The organism is Alteraurantiacibacter buctensis, from assembly GCF_009827655.1.
Taxonomy (GTDB): domain Bacteria; phylum Pseudomonadota; class Alphaproteobacteria; order Sphingomonadales; family Sphingomonadaceae; genus Alteraurantiacibacter; species Alteraurantiacibacter buctensis.
The window spans coordinates 116,547-136,617 of record NZ_WTYV01000005.1 but is presented as its reverse complement, the minus strand read 5'-3'; the positions used below and the strand labels follow the sequence as shown (position 1 = coordinate 136,617).

The window sequence follows — 20,071 nt, the reverse complement described above, 5'->3', positions numbered from 1 at the left end:
ATGAACAAGAACGAGCTGATCGGCGCGGTCGCCGAAGCAAGCGGCCTGTCGCGCAGTGATGCAACCAAGGCGGTGGAAAGCGTGTTCGACACGATCACTGCCACCCTGTCGAAGGGCGGCGAAGTGCGCCTGGTGGGGTTCGGCACCTTCTCGGTCGCGCGCCGCAAGGCCTCGACCGGTCGCAATCCGCGCACCGGCGCGCCGATGCCGATCGCCGCTTCCACCCAACCCAAGTTCAAGGCTGGCAAGGTGCTCAAGGATTCGGTGAACTGATCCTGCCGCCTTGCCGGTAACACGAAGGGCCGCTGTCCGGACGGGGACGGCGGCCCTTGTCGTGTGGCGGTTCGTGTGCGGCGATCAGTCCGATTCGCGGGTCGCCACGGCGTAGAGCGCGATGGCGGCGGCATTGGAGACGTTGAGGCTCTCCATCGCTTCGCTGATCGGCAGGCGGGCAAGGGCATCGCAATGGGCAGCGATGTTGTGCCGCATCCCTTCACCCTCGGCGCCGAGCACGATGGCCACGGGACCTGAAGGCAGGGCCTGGGAGAAGGTGGCCTCGGCTTCCCCGGCCAGGCCGATGCGCCAGTAACCGGCCTCGGCCATCTCCTCCAGCGCGCGGGCCAGGTTGACCACCCGCACCCAGGGGACGATCTCCAGCGCCCCTGAAGCGGATTTGGCCAGCACGCCGCCCTCTGGCGGGGCATGGCGGTCCTGCGTCACGATGGCCGCAGCATCGAAGGCCGCGGCGGAGCGCAGGATGGCGCCCACGTTGTGCGGGTCTGTCACCTGGTCCAGCACCACGATGGGCCGGTCAGGATCGCCGTCCAGGACTTCTTCCAGATGCAGGTCTTCCAGCGGATCGCATTCCAGGACCAGCCCCTGGTGCGGGGCGTCCCGGGATACCAGGCGGGCGAGATCCTCTGGCCCGGCATACTCCAGGGGGAAGCCGGGCGGCAGCTCGCCATCCAGCGAGGCGACGCCCTCGTGCGTGGCCCAGAGCTTGCGATGCCGGCGCTCGGGGTTCTTCAGCGCGGCTTCCACCGCGTGCCGGCCCCACAGGCGCACCGCTCCCGAGCTTGCCCGGCCCGATCCGCGCCCGCCCTGCATGCGCCCCGCGCGTCCGCGCAGGTTGGACCTGCCATCCCGTTTTGCCATGTTCGCGTCCTTTCGAGCGGCCTCCTGCCAGCACGGCCATTGACAGGCAAGCACGGCTTCGCCATTGGGGCGCCTCTCGGCTGGACCGGCCCCCTTGCGGGGGCCTGCAAGACTGGCGGGCTTGCCCGCTTTCCGGCATCCGGTGGACAGGTGGCCGAGTGGTTAAAGGCAGCAGACTGTAAATCTGCCCGCATTGCGTACGCTGGTTCGAATCCAGCCCTGTCCACCACCGCCGCCCTTTCCATCATTCGCCGGCGTCCGGTGCCTTCGCGGGTTGTGCGCCTTGGCCGCAGCCCCTAGATGCGAGGGATGGCAGGTGAACTGAAAGACAATCGCGGTCGCGGCGAAGCAGAGTGGCGTTGGCCTTCGGTGCATCCCGAAGGGCGCAAGTTCGGGCTGATCGCCCTGGTTGCGGCGCTCGCGGTACTGTTCGGACTGGACTGGGAGTACCTCGGCTGGCCGATGCTGGCGTTGACGGTGTTCGTGTTCGCCTTCTTCCGCGATCCCGAGCGGGTGGTGCCGCAGGGTGAACACCTGATCGTCTCACCGGCGGACGGGCTGGTGTCACTTATCACCCAGGTGCCGCCGCCGCCGGAACTGCAGGGCGATGATGGCAGCGGGCGTGGCCTGGGAACCGAACCGGTCACCCGCATTTCCATCTTCATGTCGGTATTCGATGTCCACATCAACCGGGCGCCCGTGTCGGGCACCCTGCAGCGGGTGGTCTACATCCCCGGCAAGTTCCTCAACGCCGATCTCGACAAGGCAAGCGAGGAGAACGAGCGCCAGCACATGCTGATAGAGCGTGCGGACGGCGTACCGATCGGTTTCACCCAGATTGCCGGTCTGGTGGCGCGCCGGATCATCCCCTTTGTCAAACCGGGTGACCTGCTGGCTGCCGGGCAGCGCATTGGCCTGATCCGCTTTGGTAGCCGGGTGGATGTCTATCTGCCGGCCGGAACCGATTCGCGCGTGCTGCTGGGCCAGAAGGTGGTTGCTGGCGAGACCGTACTCGCAGAGACCGGTAAGCAGGGTCTCATCGAGGGCGTCAGCCTGTGACGGCCGCGGGCGATGGTCCGGAAGGCGTCCGCGTCGGCCCCAGCGCCAGCGAGCACGAGCAGCTTTCTCCCCTGCGCGGGCGCCGCATCGGGGGTCTCTCGGTCAGGGCCGTAATCCCCAATGCAATTACGGCGGCCGCGCTCTGTTCCGGCCTTACGGGCATCCGCTTTGCCATCGATGGCAACTGGAAGATGGCTTTGCTGGCGATCGTCTTTGCCGGTGTGTTGGACGGGATAGACGGGCGCATTGCCCGCCTCCTCAAGGCGCAGAGCCGCTTCGGCGCAGAGCTGGACAGCCTCGCCGATTCGCTCAGCTTCGGCATGGCTCCGGCGTTGATCCTGTTCCTGTGGTCGTTGAACGACCTGCCGCGGCTTGGCTGGTTTGCAGCGCTCGGCTTTGCCATCAGCTGCGCGTTGCGTTTGGCGCGGTTCAATGCGCAGATCGATGCGGACGAGCAACCACACAAGTCGGCCGGCTTTCTTACCGGCATCCCTGCGCCTGTGGGCGCGGGACTGGCTTTCCTGCCAGTCTACCTGTGGATGGAAACGGGCGAGCCGCTGCTGCGCAATCCGTGGTTGGTGGCGGGCTGGCTGGTGCTTATTGCGTTCCTGATGATCTCGAGCATTGCCACGCTGAGCTGGAAGTCGCTGCGCCCCAGCAAGGACCTGCGGCTGGTGATGATCGCCCTTTTCGGCCTGACCTTTGCCGCCCTGCTGAGCGAACCCTGGTGGACGCTCTCAGTGATCTGCGCGGTTTACCTGGGGCTGATGCCGCTGGGCATAGTGCGCTATGCCCGGGTCAAGCGGCAGCGCAAGGGCGGCGCAGCGGACGCAGGCGGACTGCCTGACGCGTATAGGCCTGCTGACTGACAGCCGGACGCCCGCGAAGGGGCCGGAAAGTCGGAGACGAACTGACTTGCGCCTTATCCAGGGCGGCGAGTTCCGCCAAGATTTCGCGACCGATCACCATGCCCCGCTTCAGCGACGAAGCAATGGTCCAGGCGGCGAGGGCGGCCAGGCCGCCGAACAGCAGGGAAATGGCAATGGCGACCATGGCGCTTACTCCAACCTGGGCCGGCTGACCGGCCGGCAGTCTGACAACTCAACGGAATCGTGGTTTGTTCCTCAGTTCCGCATTTGTTCTCATGTTCCATTTCCGTTCCGCGATGTCAACGGCAATGTTTGCGCTTTGTTCTTGCCGGCTCGCCGGACCACGATTGCACGATTGGGGTGGCAATCTGCCCCGAGTGCCGCTAAGGGCGGCCACGTCGACCAGGGCTGCGGCAATTCCGTGGCGGCCTAACGGGCGGCAAATCCACATGGAAGACACACATCACCGGTGCCCTTCGCAGCTTGCGAGCGGTTCCCCGTCTTCCAGAGGTTGAACCGGAAAGGAATTACTTATGGCGGTCCCTACCGTCACCATGCACCAATTGATCGAGGCCGGCGCGCACTTCGGCCACCAGACCCACCGCTGGAACCCGCGGATGAAGCCGTATATCTTCGGCGCCCGCAACGGTGTGCACATCATCGACCTGTCGCAGACCGTGCCGCTGTTCGCCCGCGCGCTGGACTTCGTGGCCGCCACCGTGCGCCAGGGCGGCAAGGTGCTGTTCGTGGGCACCAAGCGCCAGGCGCAGGAGCCGATCGCCCAGGTCGCCCGCCAGTGCGGCCAGCACTTCGTCAACCACCGCTGGCTGGGCGGCATGCTCACCAACTGGAAGACCATCAGCCAGTCGATCAAGCGCCTCAAGGCTCTTGAGGAGCAGCTGAGCGGCACCATGCACGGTCTCACCAAGAAGGAAGTGCTGCAGCTCACCCGCGAGCGTGACAAGCTGGAGCTGTCGCTGGGCGGCATTCGCGACATGGGCGGCATTCCGGACGTGATGTTCGTGATCGACGCCAACAAGGAAGAGCTGGCGATCAAGGAAGCCAACGTGCTCGGCATCCCGGTGATCGCGATCCTGGATACCAACGTGGATCCCAGCGGCATCGCCTTCCCGATCCCGGGCAACGATGACGCGGCCCGCGCCGTGCGTCTCTATTGCGAAGCCATCGGCCAGGCTGCCAGCCAGGGCCGCCAGGGTGCCGTGGCCGACAGCGGTGCCGACGTCGGCGCGCTGGAAGCCCCGCTGGACGAGCCGGCGCTGGTGGAAGAGCCTGCCGCCGAGGAAACCGCCACCGCCGAGTAACACGGCCCCGGTACCGTATTTTCGCGCGCCGGGCCTCTCCATCGGGAGGTTCCGGCGCGCCCCATTTTACCAAGAAGGACCAGACAGATGGCTGCTTTTACTGCCGCTGATGTGAAGAACCTGCGCGAGAAGACCGGCGCGGGCATGATGGATGCCAAGAAGGCGCTCGAGGAAGCCAACGGCGACATCGAGGCCGCGGTCGACCTGCTGCGCGCCAAGGGCCTGGCCGCCGTGCAGAAGAAGTCCAGCCGTACCGCCGCCGAAGGGCTGGTGGGCGTGGCAGTGGAAGGCACCCGCGGCGTGGCCGTGGAAGTGAACTCCGAGACCGACTTCGTGGCCAAGAACGACCAGTTCCAGGACTTCGTGCGCAAGACCACCCAGGTTGCCCTGGGCCAGTCGGACGATGATGTCGAAGCGCTGAAGGCGGCTGCCTATCCCGATGGTGGCACCGTGTCCGACAAGCTGACCAACAACGTGGCCACCATCGGCGAGAACCAGCAGGTGCGCCGCATGAAGACCGTGCAGGTCGAGCAGGGCCTGGTGGTCCCCTACATGCACAACGCCGCCGCTCCCAACCTGGGCAAGATCGGCGTTCTCGTGGCGCTGGAATCGGCCGCGGGTGCCGACGTCCTCGAGCCGCTGGGCAAGCAGCTGGCCATGCACATTGCCGCCGCCTTCCCAATGGCGCTGGACGCCTCGGGCCTGGATGCCGACGTGATCGAGCGCGAGCGCAAGATCGCCGCCGAAAAGGCTGCCGAAAGCGGCAAGCCGGCCGAGGTGCAGGCCAAGATGGTCGATGGCGCGATTGCCAAGTTCGCCAAGGAAAACGCGCTGCTCAGCCAGGTCTTCGTGATGGACAACAAGACGCCCATCGCGGAAGTGGTGGCCAAGGCTGGCAAGGAAGCAGGCACGCCGATCGTGCTGAAGGACTATGTCCGCTTCCAGCTGGGCGAGGGCATCGAGAAGGAAGTGACCGACTTCGCCGCCGAAGTGGCTGCGGCGGTCAAGGGCTGAGCCCGGCCTTCAACGCGACATTCGCGACATTAGGACGGGCGGGGCGGCACTGGTCGCTCCGCCCGTTTCGTTTGGCGCCCGGCAGGTTTAGGCCGGGGCTTGTTGATGAAATACAGACCGCACGGGGCCGTTCCAAAGGGGCGCGCGGGCCCTTCGCGGTCGGCCGGGGCCGTGGCGGTGAAGGCGCTGGCGGATTACAGGGTCAAAGAGCGGCACGGCCCTGGCACGATTGCCGATCTGTAGGACAGCACAATCTGTGTCTGGCCGGGGCCTTGGAAGGCTAGCCCTGCTGGTCGTCCGCCAGGGGCTTCCTGCGGCGCGCTGCCGCCTCGATGCCCATTTCGACACAGGCGGCCTTCAGCGCGGGCGAGGCCTGCGAATTGAGCACCTCTTCCAGCGTCCCCAGCCTGACAAGCTCGGCACTCGGCCTGGGCGTGACTGCCGCCATCATTTTGAAACTTTTCAAATCACGGCCCTTCCGATGTGTGGTGCGCTGGCGGGGCCGCCACACCGCATGGGAGATGGGAATGAATGCGTCATCGATCCCCCGCGATGGCCGCAAGCAACAACGGCAGGATCGATCCAGCCTGACCCCGCGACAGCGCCGCGCGGTCCAGCCATGGGGCGACCCTCCCAGTCCGCATTGTCGGGCCTGAGGCGAGCCAGCGGAAGTATGTCACGGTGTCTGCCTTTAACCATTTCACCATGATACAGTATCGAGCACATCCGTAATTAACCACGTTCAGGACTGACAAAGCGCGATAATCCCGTTGCCCCCGGTGATTGTGGCCGCCGTTCCAAATCAAGTGCTTGGCTTGACGTGCTGGCCCCTTTATCCGCATTGGCCTGCTGACGGACAGCCTTCGCTTGCACCCCAGGGGTGCGGCAGCGGATGCTGACAGTACGGCGCGAGAACACAATCGGGAGGGCACTCGTGGCTCAAGTCGCTCCCCTTTCCGAGAAGGCTGCCGAATTGCGTGCAGCCGCCGAAAGGGTCCTGCAAGACAAGGCGTTCCGGCGGGCGCCGGTAATGTCGCGCCTGCTGCGATATCTGATCGAGCGGTCGCTGGAAGGCGTGCCGGTCAAATCCTATCGTATCGCCACCGAAGCGCTGGGCCGCGCCGAGGATGACGGTGCCGATGCCGATACCTATGCGCGCGTTGCGGTGGCCCGGCTGCGCAGGGCCCTGGCCAGCTACTACGCCGACCATCCGGATCAGGACGAGATCTACGTCGATACCCGGTCCTACACGGTGCAGATCCGCGAGAAGGGCGAGGCCGGCGAAGCGCCGGAAGGTGAGCCCGAAGGAGCCCCTCCCGCGCCTGCGCCGCTCCAGGCGGAAGCACCCGGGCGCAAGCGTGTGCTGCGTCTGGCGCTGGCCGGGCTGGTCCTTGCCGCGCTGGCTGCCGGCGCGGCCTATTACATGGATTGGCGAGACAAGGGCCGCTGGACCCAGACCGATTTTCCCACGCTGGTCGTCATCGGCACCGACAAGAAGGGCGGTGTGGCTCCGCCAGAGAGGCCCGAACTGGACGCCTTCGGCAACGTGCTGCGGACAACCTTGGCAGAATACTTCGGCTTCCGGCAGATGGAGCCGGGCAGGGTGCGCGCGGACTACGAAATCAGGCTGGATGCCGATCGTTCCGGCGAAGCCGGGTTCGACACCCTGTCGCTGATCGAAACCGCCAGCCAGCGGGTCGTGTGGACGCGGCAATATCCGGCTGCCGCACCGGGCGATCCGTTCCGCAACGCCCGCATGGCCGCAGCGGCCATTGCCGCGCCCGGCGGGGCCCTGGCCAGGTTCGGGCGGCGCAAGGGGCTGGAACCGTGGACACCCTATGGCTGCTGGCTGCGCTTCACCGGGTCGGTCATGTCCTACTCCTCGCGGTCGGACAGCGATCTGCAGCGTTGCGCGCGCGACTGGTATGCAGCGGACGAGGACAGCCGGGTGGCGGGTTTCCTGCGCAACTGGACGATGGTCGATGCCTCGCTGACGACGCTGGGCGATGACCGTCGGCAGGCCGAATTGCAGGAGGCGCTGGACGTGATCCATCACGCCCTGGCCCGCAACCCCGAAAGCGCGATGCTCTACGTGGGCGAGATGCGGACCTATTCGTTCCTGGGGATGGACGCCGAGGTGCGGCAATCGGCACGCGCAGCGCTGGATGCCGCACCCGGCAACCGGGTGATCGCCGGCATGGCCGGAACCTGGCTGGCATTCTGGAACGATCCGCAGGGCAAGGAAGTGCTGGCCGGGCTGGAGCAGGATCCGGAAGTCAACCTGCCATGGGAGCACGCCGGCTTTTTCGTGGCCGCCATGATGGATGACGATGTGGCTGAGGCCGGCCGGCATCTGTCCAACCTGCGCTTCTACCTGGATGACCAGCCCGCACTGGCCCTGCTCGAGGCAGCCCATGCACGGCGGACGGGCAGGCGGCGGGCGGCCGAAGTGGCGCTCGACAGGATTCGCAATCGTGCCGGCGGCTGGATCGCGGGACCGGACGAGGTGCTGGAGCGGATGCCATTGGCGCCGGTGGTAAAGGCACGAATGGAGCAGTGGCTGGCCTATGGCGGGACGGCAGCAGCCGCCAACTGATGACCGACTTTGCGGCTAGCCGACGCTTGCCAGCCGTTCTTCCGGCCGGGCCACAAGATTGGCAGTTTCGCCGAACTTCAGCCGCAGGTCCGCCGGGTCCAGCGGCTGCATGTGCTCATCGAGTACGGCATAGCCATGCCCGCGCAGCAGGGCGATCAGGGCCTCCGGCTCGGCCCGCGAATAGCGGCGCAGGTGATCGGGACCGTATTCGAACACGATGTCCGGCCGGATCGTGGAGAGCACGGTCTGCGCCCCGCGGAACACGTCCATCTCGAACCCGTCGGTATCGACCTTCAGCAGGGACAAGTTGGTGATCCCGCGCTCGGCCACAAGCTGGTCCACGGTCACGCAGGTCACCGTCTCGGTGCGGCGCGAGCGGGTGTTGTCGAGGTTGTAGCCGTTGATCACGTCCAGCACGGCCTCGCCCGGCCGGTCGGCCACAGCGGCGCGGATCGTCTCGATCATGGTCACGCCGGACAGGGCGGCATTGTCGGCCAGCCGCTCGCAGGCCCAGGCGGATGGCTCTACCGCGATCACCCGCCCAGCCGGCCCCACGCAGCGCGTAAGCCATAATGAAACAAGGCCCACGTTCGCGCCCACGTCGATCGCCGTGCTGCCGGGGTACGCCAGCCGCTTGATGGCGGCGAGGGTGGCTGGCTCGTAATCGCCGGTGAAATGCAGCCGCATGTCGATCGCCTGGCCGGGATCGATCTGTACGCGAAAGCCGCGCCAGTCCATCACGAACGGCCGGCGCGGGCCGCCCATCACGGCCAGCAGCGCCTTGCGCACGCGGCGGCGGCCTTCGTGCCCCAGCGGCAGCCAGCGGAAAATGGCGACGCCTGCGCGCCGCATCATCTGTTTCATCAAGACCGCCCCTGTCCGTGCTGCTGGCATCAGCTTAAGAATCCCCGAACGGCAAGTCCAGCGGGGCGCCGCAGCCCGCTTTGCCCCTGCCGACAACCTGCCTCAACCCCTTGGCACATCGGGCGGGGTCACTATAAGGGCGGCCACACCAGCCCCAGCCGAAAGAGCCCGCGCCAGATGTCCCTGCCGAAACCCAAGCGTATTCTCCTGAAATTGTCGGGCGAGGTGCTGATGGGTGACCAGCAGTTCGGGATCGATCCCGCCTTTGTGGCGGAGCTGGCGGCAGAGGTGAAGGCGGCCAAGGATACGGGCCTGGAACTGTGCCTGGTTATCGGCGGCGGCAATATCTTCCGCGGCATGGCCGGGGCAGCCAAGGGCATGGACCGGGCGCAAGCCGATTACATGGGCATGCTGGCGACGGTGATGAATGCTCTCGCCATGCAGAACGCGCTGGAGCAGCTTGGCGTGCCCACCCGCGTGCAGAGCGCGATCGAGATGGACAAGGTGTGTGAGCCGGTGATCCGCCGCCGGGCCGAACGGCACCTGGAAAAGGGCCGCGTGGTGATCTTTGCCGCCGGCGTGGGCGCGCCCTATTTCACCACCGATTCCGGCGCAGCGCTGCGGGCGGCCGAGATGAAATGCGATGCCCTGTACAAGGGCACCAGCGTGGACGGGGTCTATGACAGCGATCCCAAGAAAAACGCTGCCGCAAAGCGTTTTGAAACGGTCAGCTATGACAGGGTGCTGGCAGACAATCTGAAGGTTATGGACGCGTCCGCCGTGGCCCTGTGCCGCGATAACGCCATCCCCATCGTGGTCTTCTCGATCCGCGAAAAGGGCAATCTGGCGCGCGTGCTGGCGGGCGAGGGCGTGCAGACCGTGGTACAGAAGGACTGAGACTATGCCGAAGTATGACAAGGCCGATGTGGAACGCCGCATGGCAGGCGCGGTGGAAAGCCTGAAGGGTGACCTGGGCGGCCTGCGCACGGGCCGCGCCAACACCGCGCTGCTCGATCCGGTGATGGTCGAGGTCTATGGCGCGATGATGCCGCTCAACCAGGTGGCCACCGTTTCCGCGCCGGAGCCGCGGATGCTCAGCGTGCAGGTGTGGGACCGCAGCAACCTGATCGCGGTGGAAAAGGGCATTGCCCACGCCAACCTGGGCCTCAACCCCATGATCGATGGCCAGACCCTGCGCCTGCCGCTGCCCGACCTGACGCAGGAACGCCGCAAGGAACTGGCGAAGCTCGCCGGCAAGTATGCCGAAGGGGCCAAGATCGCCATCCGCAACGTGCGCCGCGACGCGATGGAGGCGCTGAAGGAAGACGAGAAGAAGAAGGAAATCAGCGAGGACGACCGCAAGCGCAAGGAAGAGGAAGTCCAGAAGCTGACCGACAAGTACGTGGCCGAAACCGATGCCGCGGCCGCGGCCAAGGAAAAGGAAATCCTCACCCAGTAAGGGTGGATTTTCCGCATGACCGATCCTGCCGTCCCCCGCCACATTGCCATCATCATGGATGGCAACGGTCGCTGGGCCAAGAAGCGCCACCTGCCCCGCGCCCTGGGGCATCGCGAGGGCGGCGAGGCCGTGCGCCGCACGGTGGACGCCTGCGGCAAGCTGGGGATCGAGTGCCTGACGATCTACGCCTTCTCGTCCGAGAACTGGAAGCGCGAGGAGGAGGAGATTGCCGACCTGATGAAGCTGATGCGCCACTTCATCGATGCGAACCTGGATCGCATGGTGGCCGAAGGCATCCGGCTGAAGCTGATCGGTGACTGGCGCAAGTTCGAGCCTGACATTGTCGCTAAGCTGGACCTGGCGCTGGAGCGCACCGCTGGCGGCACCCGCACGCTGGCCGTGGCGCTGAACTATGGCGCGCAGCAGGAAATCGCCCGCGCGGCGGCGGCTGCCGCGGCGGAGGGCGAGGTGACGATGGCCACCATCGAAGCGCACCTCGACACCGCCGACCTGCCGCCGCTCGACCTGCTGATCCGCACTTCGGGTGAGGTGCGGCTGAGCAACTTCCTGCTGTGGCAGGCCGCCTATGCCGAGATGCTGTTCACGGATGTGCTGTGGCCCGATTTCGGCGAAGAGCACCTCACCGCAGCTTGCGAAGAATTTGCCCGAAGGGAACGGCGTTATGGCGGACGGTAAGAACAGCGACCTGCCGGTGCGTACGGCCAGTGCCGTGGTCATGCTGGCCGTGGCCGGCGGGGCGCTGTGGGCGGGAGGCGTCTGGCTCGACCTGTTCATCATCCTCGTGGCGTTGGCCGCCCTGTGGGAATTTGTCAGGCTGATCTCGCGGGCAACGCCATCCGGCGCTGTGCGAGTAGCCGGTTCGCTGGCGGCGCTGGCCTATGTCGGCCTCGCCGTCTGGGTGCTGTTGCGGATCAATAATGTCGCCCTGATGCTGCTGCTAGTTGGCACGGTGGTGCTGGTGGACATTGGTGCCTATGCCGCCGGGCGCACCTTCGGCGGACCCAAGATTGCCCCTTCGATCAGCCCGTCCAAGACCTGGAGCGGTCTGCTGGGCGGGGTGATCGGGGCAACAATCGCCCTGCTGGCCTACTTCGGTTGGGGCGGCGCGGCCGCCGGGTATCGCAACTTTTCCGGGCTGCCGATGGTTTTCGAACTGCTGCCCTTTGGCGCCGCGGTGGCGGTAGTGGCGCAGGTGGGCGATTTCCTCGAAAGCTGGCTGAAGCGCCGGGCGGGCGTGAAGGACAGTTCAAACCTGATCCCGGGGCATGGCGGTGTGCTTGACCGGATCGATGGCCTGTTGGCGGTCGCCTGCGTCTTCGGTGCGCCGCTGCTGGTGATATTCCCCCACTGGCTGGCGCGATGACCCGCAGCCTTACCATCCTCGGCGCCACCGGCTCGATCGGCTCGTCCACGCTGGACCTGATCCGGGGCGAACGTGACAAGTGGCGCGTCAAGGCGCTCACCGCCAACTGCTCGGCCAGGGAACTGGCGGCGCTAGCCATCGAATTCGGCGCGGACATGGCGGTGGTAGGGGACGAGACCTGCCTGGCGGACTTGCGCGATGCCCTGTCCGGCACCTCCATCAAGGCGATGGGCGGCCCGCAGGCCCTGTGCGAAGCCGCCGCCGCCGGGGCTGACGTCACTGTGGCCGCCATCGTCGGCTGTGCCGGTCTTGCCCCCGTCATGGCGGCGGTGGAGCAGGGCAGCACCATTGCGCTCGCCAACAAGGAAACCCTCGTATCCGCAGGCGACATCCTGATGCAGGCGGTCGAGCGCCACGGCGCAACCCTGCTGCCCACCGACAGCGAGCACAACGCCATCTTCCAGTGCCTCCACGGCCAGAACATGGCCGATGTGCGCTGGATCACGCTGACCGCCAGCGGCGGCCCGTTCCGCGAATGGAGCGCCGAGCAACTGGCGAAAGCCACCCGCGAACAGGCGCTGAAGCATCCCAACTGGGACATGGGCGCCAAGATCACCATCGATAGCGCCACCATGTTCAACAAGGGGCTGGAACTGATCGAGGCCTGGCACCTGTTCCCCGTGGGGCTGGATCGCCTCAGGATCGTGGTCCACCCGCAAAGCGTGATCCACTCGATGGTAGAATACCGCGATGGCTCCACGCTGGCCCAGCTTGGCCCCAGCGACATGCGCGTGCCCATCGCCTCATGCCTCGCCTGGCCGAGCCGCATGGATACAGCCTGCAAGCCGCTGGACCTGCCGGCCATCGGCCATCTCAACTTCTTCCACCCGGACGAGGAGCGTTTCCCCGCCACGAAACTGGCGCGCGAGGCGGCCGAGGCGGGCGGGGCAGCCCCGGCAGTGCTCAATGCCGCCAACGAGGTGGCCGTGGCCGCTTTCCTTGCCGGTCAGATCGCGTTCACGCAAATTTCGGCATTGGTGGCCGATACGCTTGCCAAGCCGCTGCCGCCTGCGCCCACCAGCCTTGCGGAAGTGCTTGCGGTGGACGCTGAAGCACGCCAGCTTGCGCTGCGTATCCTGGAGCCTGCCTGACTTGCCTACCGAATTTGAATCCGTGCCCATCTGGCTCACCGTGGTCGGCTTCCTGCTGCTGCTTGGCCCGCTGGTGACCCTGCACGAACTGGGGCATTACCTGGTCGCCCGCTGGTGCGGGGTGAAGGCCGAGGTGTTCTCGGTCGGCTTCGGCAAGGAACTGGTGGGCCGGACCGACAGGCACGGCACCCGCTGGCGCCTGTCGCTGCTGCCGCTGGGGGGCTACGTCCAGTTCAAGGGTGACATGAGCCCGTCCAGCCAGCCCAGCGAGGAATACCTGGCCCTGCCGGAGCATGAGCGCCGCCAGTGTTTCCAGTCCGCCAAACTGGGCCACAAGGCGCTGATCGTGGCCGCGGGGCCGGTGACCAACATCCTGATCGCCATTGCCATCTTCGCCGCCTTCTTCATGGCCTATGGCAAGCCCGTGGCGGCCGATCCGGCGCAGGAAAACTATGTGGCGGCCTTTGCCGAGAACTCGGCTGCCCAGGATGCCGGGATCCGCGTGGGTGACCGGATCGTGGAGCTGGATGGCGAGCGGCTGGCCAGTTTCACCGAACTGCAGCAGGCGGTGTTCCTCTATCCCAACCGCACCTTCGCGGTAACGGTGGAACGGGGCGGGGACGAACTGACGATCCCCGTCACCACCCGCGCGCAGGAACTGACCGACCGGTTCGGCAACAAGACCACCATCGGCCTGCTGGGTGTGCAGACCCGCCCGACCGAGCGCCGGTTCGAGCGGGTTGGGCCAATCGAGGCGACCGGCCTGGCGCTGGTCCAGTGCGTGGAAGCCACCAAGATGATGGTCACCGGGATCGTGCAGATCTTTTCCGGCGACCGCAGCGTGAAGGAACTGGGTGGGCCGATCACCATGGCCCAGCTTTCCGGCCAGCAACTGAGCCTGGGCTGGCCGGAGTTCACCAGTTTCCTGGCCTTCATCTCGCTTAATTTGGCATTCATCAACCTGCTGCCAATTCCGGTCCTCGACGGTGGGCACCTGGCATTCTACGCGGCCGAAGCGGTCCGCCGGAAACCCGCCAGCCCCCGCAGTCAGGAACTGGCGTTCCGCACCGGTCTTGCCCTTGTGCTTGGCCTCATGCTGTTCGTCACCATCGTGGACATCGCCAAGCTACCGTTCTTTGGTGGCTAGGCAGGGGAAAAGGATCGAACTGACGCTACCAAGCCGGTGTCATCGCTTGATTGAGCGGTTAGCATCGGGCAAGGGGCGGCTTTCTTCTCGCAACCGCGATGATCCCGGCACATTCCGCTGCCGCATCGTCTCGTGAGGGCAAGGCCGCATACGGCGTTGGGAATGGACGGATGATGAGTTCCACGGCGAACACCAAGACAACCTCGCAGTTTGCCGCAGCCCTGCTGGGTTGCACCATCCTTGCCGGCCTGCCTGCCGCCGCGCTGGCGCAGGATGCGGCCGCTCCCGCAGCGACACCCGCCGAAGCGCCAGCCGCGCCGGCCCCGGCGGTGACCAGCGGCGAGCAGGGCGACGTGATCCGTTCCATCGCGGTGGCCGGTGCCCAGCGGCTGGAGCCGGAGACGATCCTCAGCTACATCCAGTTGCGCGTGGGGCAGGTCTATACCGCCGCGCGGGCCGACCAGGCGCTGGTCGACCTGGCAGCGACCGAGCTGTTTGCCGACTATTCGATTGCCAACAGTGGCGGCAACGTGGTCATCACGATCGCCGAGAACCCGATCATCAACCGCATCATCCTGGAGGGCAACCGCCGCCTGGATGACGAGAAGATCATGGACGAGGTGAACCTTGCCCCGCGCCAGATCTTTACCCGCAGCCGTGTGCGTGCCGACGTGGCCCGCATCATCGAGCTGTACAAGCGCCAGGGCCGCTATGCCGCCGTGGTCGAGCCGCAGATGGTGCAGCTGGAACAGAACCGCGTGGACGTGGTGTTCCAGATCACCGAAGGGCCCAAGTCCAAGGTTCGCCAGATCAACATCATCGGCAACGAGGCGTTCTCGGACGGTGAGTTGAAGGGCGAGATGGTGACGCAGGAAGCGGGCCTGCTGAAGATCTTCAGCAGCAACACCAGCTATGACCCCGACCGCCTGCAGTACGACCAGCAGAAGCTGCGCCAGTTCTACCTGACCAACGGTTATGCCGATTTCCGCGTCGTTTCCGCCGTGGCCGAACTGACGCCGGACAAGCGCGACTTCATCATCACCTATGTGGTGGAAGAGGGTGAGCGCTATCGCTTCGGCAATGTCGAGGCGGTCAGCCAGTTGCGCGATTTCGACAGCGAGTTCCTGACTGCCGCCATCGGCATCCAGGAAGGCGACTGGTACAATGCGGAACTGGTCGACAACACCATCGAGCAGTTGACCGAGACCGCCGGCGCCTTCGGCTATGCCTTCGCCCAGGTGCGCCCCGAGTTCGTGCCCAACCGCGAGACGCGCACGATGGACGTGCGCTTCACCTTGCGCGATGCGCCGCGCGTCTATGTCGAATCGATCGACATCAACGGCAACACCATCACCCAGGACAAGGTGATCCGCCGCGAATTCCGCGTGGTGGAGGGCGATGCCTTCAGTAGCCTGCAGGTTCAGCGCACCACGGCGCGCATCAACTCGCTGGGCTACTTCCAGGAGAACTTCGAGGTCGAGCAGGTGGAGGGCAGCGCGCCCGACCGCATCATCCTGCAGGCCAACGTGCAGGAAGAGCCGACCGGCGAACTGTCGCTGTCGGCCGGCTTCTCGTCGCTGGAAAGCTTCATCTTCCAGGGCTCGATCCGGCAGAACAACTTCCGCGGCCGCGGGCAGACGGTGGGCCTGTCGGTCAACTACTCGCGCTATTCCAAGTCGGCCAGCGTCAGCTTTACCGAACCCTACCTGTTCGACCGCAACATCTCCGCCGGCATCGACATCTACCGGCAGGATTACAGCAACAGCTATTACAAGAACCAGACGGCCACCTACCAGCAGTCCACCACCGGCCTCAGCGCCCGGGTGGGCGTGCCGCTGACCGAATACATGTCGGTGATCGGCCGCTACACGCTGAACCTGGAAAACATCACGGTCGACGAGAATACCTATTTCGCCGACTATGACGGCGACGGGGTCTCGCAGTGCGAACCGCTCCGTGCCGGACGGTACCTGTGCGATGCCATCGGTAACCGCGTCAATTCGATCCTGGGTGTCTCGCTGGTCCACAATTCGCTGGATTCGCGGCTGCGGCCCACGCGTGGCGAGAACGCCAGCATCAATCTCGACGTCGCGGGCCTTGGCGGTAACACCCGCTACGTCCGCGCGACGATCAACGCTGCAAAGTACTGGAACCTGGGCAGCAACTTCATCTTCTCGCTGCGTGGGGAGGGTGGCCACATCCTTGGCCTCAACGCCCGCGGGGTAACCGGCGACCGGGTGCTGCTGACCAACCGCTTCTTCCTGGGCGAGCCGGATATCCGCGGGTTCGACATTCGCGGCATCGGTCCCCGCGTGATCCGCCGCTTCTACAGCGACATTGACGGCGACGGCACGGTGGAAGCCGACGAGCTGACCGACATCAACAGCCGCAACAACGCCGACGATGCCCTGGGTGGCCACACCTATTACTTCGGTCGTGCCGAGCTGGAGATTCCGCTGGGCAGCGGCGCACGCGAAATGGGCATCCGCCCCTCGCTGTTTGCCGATATCGGCTCGGTTTTCGGCGGGCGGGCCCCCACGCTGGTGCAGAGCCCCTATCCGGATGGCCTGTTCATCCCGCAGCTCGACGGTAACGGCAACCGGACCTACTTCCAGTTCCAGTACGGCAACGACGGCCAGCTGCTGAAGGATTCGGCCGGTCAGCCGCTGCCGCCGACGGTTGTCACTGTTCCGATCGCACCCAACGGCGCGTTGAACACGCCCCGTGGCGACCAGCTTCCCGCCTTCGTGGAAGAATACGTCGGCAACTCTGCCAGCCCGCGCCTTTCGGTGGGCTTCGGCATCAACTGGAATTCGCCATTCGGTCCGTTCCGGATCGATATCGCCAAGGTGCTCATGCAGGAGCGCGGCGACGAGACAAAGACCATTTCGTTTAACGTAGGAACCGCGTTCTGATGATGAAGACTTTCCTTAAGCCGGCGCTGGCCGCCGGTATCGCTCTTGCTGCGCTGTCCGCGCCTGCTGCCGCGCAGGTCAACGGCATGGCGATGATGCGCGCCCCCGTTGCCATCGCCCAGTCGCAGGCGCTGCTCAACGCCTTCCAGGCGATCGACACGGCCAATGCCGCGCAGATCACGCAGATCGGCCAGCTGGCCCAGCAGCGCGCGCAGTTGCTGCAGGCAATCGACACCAACGGCAACGGCCAGCTGGAAGAGCTCGACACCAACGGTGACGGCAACCTCGACCAGGCCGAGCAGACCGCCAACCCCTCGGTCACCCAGGCCGCCGGTCTGGAGCAGCAGATCAACACGCTGCAGCAGCCGATCCAGCTTGCCCAGCTCTACGTCGTCACCCAGGTGGCCGAACAGGCCGGCCCGGCTGCCCAGCAGGTGGTGACCGAGCGCAACGTGTCCGTGCTCATCGAGCCGGAAGCCGTGCGCTATGCCGCACAGGGCTTCGACATCACCCCGCTGGTGGTGACCGCGCTCAACACCCGCTTCCCCACCGCGCAGACCACCGTGCCGGCCGGCTGGCAGCCGACCGATGAAGGCGCGATCAACCTGTACCAGCAGGTGCTGCAGGTGCTGCAGGCACTGGCCGCCCGCCAGCAGGCTGCCGCTGCGCCGGCAGCCGAGGGCCGATGAGCGAGAACGGCACCGCCGAGGGCAGCGCGGTCTATGACATTCCGCGCATCCTGCAGGCGCTGCCCCATCGCTATCCGATGCTGCTGGTCGACCGGGTGGTGGACCTGAGGAAGGGCGAGGAGATCACCGCGATCAAGGCGGTGACCTTCAACGAAGGCTTCTTCCAGGGCCACTTTCCCGGTCGTCCGATCATGCCCGGCGTCTTGCAGGTGGAGGCGCTGGCCCAGGCTGCGGGCATCCTCGCGGTGGAAACGCTGGACCTCGCCGGCAGCGGCAAGCTGGTCTACTTCATGGCGATCGAGGAAGCCAAGTTCCGCGCCCCCGTGGAACCCGGCGTCCTGCTCCAACTCAAGACCGGCTTCGTCCAGCAGCGTGCCCGCGTGTGCAAGTTCTGGGGCGAGGCCAGTGTTGACGGCAAGATCACCTGCAACGTCAACTTCACGGCCATGATCGCTTAGCAGAATGCGCCGGCCCATCCGGGCCGGCGTCCTCGGTGCTGTTCCTTCCGCTTCGCTTCAGGGCACCTGCGGGCGGGCGTTCGCCCTTGCGGACTCTGGGGGTCCGTTCGTGCCACGCTCCGCTCATCCTGAGCTTGTCGAAGGATGTTTGCGCTAGCACTTGAATTGTGCGGCTCCCCCCTGTAGGGGCCGCGCTTTCCAAGATTTGCCAACTGCACGGCCGGTCGGAACCGGTCACACGCAAAAGGACTACCGCCATGAAGGCCGATACGCATCCCGATTACCACTTCATCACCGTCAAGATGACCGACGGCACCACCTTCCAGACCCGCACCACCTGGGGCAAGGAAGGCGATACGATGAACCTCGATATCGACCCCACCAGCCACCCGGCCTGGACCGGCGGCCCGCAGCGCCTGCAGGATGGCGGCCGCGTGGCCAAGTTCAACCAGCGTTTCGGCGGCATCAGCCTCAAGAAGTAAGCTGGCGCTCCGGCACAGACACACGAAGGGCGGTCCTGCGGGGCCGCCCTTTCTCGTTCAGCGTCCATGTCCGTTTTGCATCGGCCGGAATCGCGTTGCGGCGCGCGGTGTCTCGACTACGCTCGACACGAGCGGGTAGCACGGGTCAGATTACCCCTTCGGGCCACGGTTCGCCGGGGGTCGGTTCGAACCGCAGCCAGCCTGCCTGCCGCCGTACGCCGCCATTATCGCTGGCATGGTGCTGGCCGTCGAACACGGCCACTTCCGGGAAATCCTCATAGGGTCGCACGCCTTCCAGCGTGGCGGCGTTGACGGCGTACTTGTCCGGGTCCGAGCGGGTCTGGTGGAAGCAATGGATGCCGCAGCGCGCGCAGAAGTAATGCTTCGCCGCCATGGTGTTGAACCGGTAACAGGCAAGGGCATCGGCTTCGCCGGCAGTCACCGCCACCGCCTCCATCGGCAGGTAAACCATCACCGCGCCCTTCATCGCGCAGATCGTGCAGTTGCAGCGCGAGCCGACCAATGCCTCACCGACAAATTCCGCGGTGAACTGCACGCTGCCGCAATGGCACGAACCCTTTCTGATCATCTCCACGGCCTTTCGCGGTACCACTTGGTGATGACGTATTTCACGCCTTTGCGGACCTTCATCCCGTGGTGCAGGGTGCTGGGGTTGGGCCGTCCGTCCAGCCGCTTGTTGTTCCAGCACACCAGCTTGCCGGCTTCGGGCTGGAAGGTCTTGTTGATCACCTTGAACCGCGTGCCGCCGCCGGCCTCCACGTCGTTCAGGTAGATCATGCAGGTCCAGGTGCGGTTGCCGGTCAGACCGCAATAGCGCTCGAAGTCCACGCCGCCCGGCTCGAAGTAGTCGGTGTGGGCCTTGAATTCCTGCCCCACGGCATAGCGCTGGCCCTGCACTGGTTCGCCATGCGCCGGATCGATCCCGTTGAGGGCAAACAGCCGCGCCTCCAGGTCCTGCACGGCGGGTTCGTCGGCCGAAAGGTCGCAGGTTTCGCTGGTGCGGAAATAGTGATCGCCGTTGGCATCGGCGATGGTGGAGGGGCGGCGGTCGCGTTCGATCAGCGCCAGCAGTTCGGCACACAGGGCGGGCGGCAGGAAGTGTGGGCAATCGAACAGCTCCAGCCGATCGGTCGGCACCTGGCGCACGCCCGGGCGGGCGAGCAGGAACGCGGCGCTGGTCTCTCCGGGATTCGTCATCCCTCGCGTGATATCGCTGCCGCCGCAGCGGACAAACCGGCAATTCGCGGGCTGGGAGGGGGTGGGCTGCAAAATTTGCTTTGCAAGCGCGGGCCGCTTGTGCAAATGGCCGCTGCCTTGGCGCTGAGGCGGTTTGTCCGCCCCGCAGCGCAGGATATGGCGATCGTAGCTCAGTTGGTTAGAGCGCCGGTTTGTGGTACCGGAGGTCGCGGGTTCGGATCCCGTCGATCGCCCCATTTCCTGCCCCTTCGTGTTACAAATTTATGCAATACGGCCTTGAGGTCGCGCT

The 20,071-nt window shown here is 65.7% G+C and carries 22 protein-coding genes and 2 tRNA genes; 19 read left to right on the top strand and 5 right to left on the bottom strand.

What is annotated here, in order from left to right:
* The gene (locus GRI99_RS12790; protein WP_160772443.1) at positions 1-273 is read left to right on the top strand and encodes an HU family DNA-binding protein; all 273 of its coding nucleotides are present in this window, start codon (positions 1-3) and stop codon (positions 271-273) included.
* Between the two features lie 84 nt (positions 274-357).
* On the opposite strand, the gene rlmB is transcribed toward GRI99_RS12790, so the two are convergent.
* Positions 358-1,155, bottom strand: a complete 798-nt coding sequence (gene rlmB, locus GRI99_RS12785) for a 23S rRNA (guanosine(2251)-2'-O)-methyltransferase RlmB (RefSeq protein ID WP_160772442.1) — start codon at positions 1,153-1,155, stop codon at positions 358-360.
* 144 nt (positions 1,156-1,299) lie between these two features.
* Here rlmB and GRI99_RS12780 point away from each other — a divergent pair.
* From GRI99_RS12780 to tsf, 6 genes are all read left to right on the top strand, one after another.
* A tRNA-Tyr gene (locus tag GRI99_RS12780) sits at positions 1,300-1,384 on the top strand.
* 80 nt (positions 1,385-1,464) lie between these two features.
* Entirely contained in the window at positions 1,465-2,214 is a 750-nt protein-coding gene (locus tag GRI99_RS12775; protein ID WP_160772441.1) for a phosphatidylserine decarboxylase, read from the top strand.
* The gene (locus GRI99_RS12770) at positions 2,211-3,083 is read left to right on the top strand and encodes a CDP-alcohol phosphatidyltransferase family protein (RefSeq protein ID WP_160772440.1); all 873 of its coding nucleotides are present in this window, start codon (positions 2,211-2,213) and stop codon (positions 3,081-3,083) included. Before GRI99_RS12775 ends, GRI99_RS12770 begins: the two co-directional genes overlap by 4 nt.
* Positions 3,084-3,129: 46 nt before the next feature.
* Positions 3,130-3,516: a hypothetical protein gene (locus GRI99_RS12765; RefSeq protein ID WP_160772439.1), complete on the top strand. Its 387-nt coding sequence runs from the start codon at positions 3,130-3,132 to the stop codon at positions 3,514-3,516.
* A gap of 100 nt (positions 3,517-3,616) precedes the next feature.
* Positions 3,617-4,405 carry a 30S ribosomal protein S2 gene (rpsB, locus tag GRI99_RS12760; RefSeq protein WP_160772438.1) on the top strand — a complete coding sequence of 263 codons (789 nt, stop codon included), beginning with the start codon at positions 3,617-3,619 and terminating at the stop codon, positions 4,403-4,405.
* 87 nt (positions 4,406-4,492) lie between these two features.
* Positions 4,493-5,419 carry a translation elongation factor Ts gene (gene tsf / locus GRI99_RS12755; protein ID WP_160772437.1) on the top strand — a complete coding sequence of 309 codons (927 nt, stop codon included), beginning with the start codon at positions 4,493-4,495 and terminating at the stop codon, positions 5,417-5,419.
* Between the two features lie 280 nt (positions 5,420-5,699).
* On the opposite strand, the gene GRI99_RS12750 is transcribed toward tsf, so the two are convergent.
* A complete protein-coding gene (locus GRI99_RS12750; protein ID WP_160772436.1) occupies positions 5,700-5,870 on the bottom strand; it encodes a hypothetical protein in 171 nt (56 codons plus the stop codon).
* 579 nt (positions 5,871-6,449) lie between these two features.
* On the opposite strand from GRI99_RS12750, the gene GRI99_RS12745 reads away from it, so the two are divergent.
* Positions 6,450-8,015 (top strand): hypothetical protein, encoded by a 1,566-nt coding sequence (locus GRI99_RS12745; protein ID WP_160772435.1) that lies wholly within the window; start codon positions 6,450-6,452, stop codon positions 8,013-8,015.
* 15 nt (positions 8,016-8,030) lie between these two features.
* On the opposite strand, the gene GRI99_RS12740 is transcribed toward GRI99_RS12745, so the two are convergent.
* Positions 8,031-8,879 (bottom strand): FkbM family methyltransferase, encoded by an 849-nt coding sequence (locus GRI99_RS12740; protein WP_160772434.1) that lies wholly within the window; start codon positions 8,877-8,879, stop codon positions 8,031-8,033.
* A 177-nt stretch (positions 8,880-9,056) separates the two neighbouring features.
* On the opposite strand from GRI99_RS12740, the gene pyrH reads away from it, so the two are divergent.
* From pyrH to rpmE, 10 genes are all read left to right on the top strand, one after another.
* Complete coding sequence (pyrH, locus tag GRI99_RS12735) at positions 9,057-9,776, top strand: UMP kinase (RefSeq protein WP_160772433.1); 720 nt, start codon at positions 9,057-9,059, stop codon at positions 9,774-9,776.
* A gap of 4 nt (positions 9,777-9,780) precedes the next feature.
* Positions 9,781-10,338 carry a ribosome recycling factor gene (gene frr, locus GRI99_RS12730; RefSeq protein WP_160772432.1) on the top strand — a complete coding sequence of 186 codons (558 nt, stop codon included), beginning with the start codon at positions 9,781-9,783 and terminating at the stop codon, positions 10,336-10,338.
* Between the two features lie 15 nt (positions 10,339-10,353).
* The gene (gene uppS, locus GRI99_RS12725; RefSeq protein WP_160772431.1) at positions 10,354-11,034 is read left to right on the top strand and encodes a polyprenyl diphosphate synthase; all 681 of its coding nucleotides are present in this window, start codon (positions 10,354-10,356) and stop codon (positions 11,032-11,034) included.
* Positions 11,021-11,722, top strand: a complete 702-nt coding sequence (locus GRI99_RS12720) for a phosphatidate cytidylyltransferase (protein ID WP_160772430.1) — start codon at positions 11,021-11,023, stop codon at positions 11,720-11,722. Before uppS ends, GRI99_RS12720 begins: the two co-directional genes overlap by 14 nt.
* Positions 11,719-12,873: a 1-deoxy-D-xylulose-5-phosphate reductoisomerase gene (gene dxr / locus GRI99_RS12715; RefSeq protein ID WP_160772429.1), complete on the top strand. Its 1,155-nt coding sequence runs from the start codon at positions 11,719-11,721 to the stop codon at positions 12,871-12,873. The genes GRI99_RS12720 and dxr overlap by 4 nt, the downstream gene beginning before the upstream one ends.
* 22 nt (positions 12,874-12,895) lie before the next feature.
* Positions 12,896-14,020 carry an RIP metalloprotease RseP gene (gene rseP / locus GRI99_RS12710; RefSeq protein ID WP_160772428.1) on the top strand — a complete coding sequence of 375 codons (1,125 nt, stop codon included), beginning with the start codon at positions 12,896-12,898 and terminating at the stop codon, positions 14,018-14,020.
* A 173-nt stretch (positions 14,021-14,193) separates the two neighbouring features.
* Positions 14,194-16,935 (top strand): outer membrane protein assembly factor BamA, encoded by a 2,742-nt coding sequence (gene bamA / locus GRI99_RS12705; protein WP_237438333.1) that lies wholly within the window; start codon positions 14,194-14,196, stop codon positions 16,933-16,935.
* A complete protein-coding gene (locus GRI99_RS12700) occupies positions 16,935-17,624 on the top strand; it encodes an OmpH family outer membrane protein (protein ID WP_160772426.1) in 690 nt (229 codons plus the stop codon). Before bamA ends, GRI99_RS12700 begins: the two co-directional genes overlap by 1 nt.
* A complete protein-coding gene (gene fabZ, locus GRI99_RS12695) occupies positions 17,621-18,082 on the top strand; it encodes a 3-hydroxyacyl-ACP dehydratase FabZ (protein WP_160772425.1) in 462 nt (153 codons plus the stop codon). Before GRI99_RS12700 ends, fabZ begins: the two co-directional genes overlap by 4 nt.
* A 257-nt stretch (positions 18,083-18,339) precedes the next feature.
* Positions 18,340-18,564 carry a 50S ribosomal protein L31 gene (gene rpmE, locus GRI99_RS12690; RefSeq protein ID WP_160772424.1) on the top strand — a complete coding sequence of 75 codons (225 nt, stop codon included), beginning with the start codon at positions 18,340-18,342 and terminating at the stop codon, positions 18,562-18,564.
* A gap of 145 nt (positions 18,565-18,709) precedes the next feature.
* Here rpmE and GRI99_RS12685 read toward each other — a convergent pair whose 3' ends face one another.
* Positions 18,710-19,153: a GFA family protein gene (locus tag GRI99_RS12685; protein WP_202393086.1), complete on the bottom strand. Its 444-nt coding sequence runs from the start codon at positions 19,151-19,153 to the stop codon at positions 18,710-18,712.
* Entirely contained in the window at positions 19,150-19,782 is a 633-nt protein-coding gene (locus tag GRI99_RS12680) for a prolyl hydroxylase family protein (protein ID WP_160772423.1), read from the bottom strand. Before GRI99_RS12680 ends, GRI99_RS12685 begins: the two co-directional genes overlap by 4 nt.
* A 159-nt stretch (positions 19,783-19,941) precedes the next feature.
* On the opposite strand from GRI99_RS12680, the gene GRI99_RS12675 reads away from it, so the two are divergent.
* Positions 19,942-20,018, top strand: a tRNA-His gene (locus GRI99_RS12675).
* The last annotated feature ends 53 nt before the right edge of the window (positions 20,019-20,071 follow it).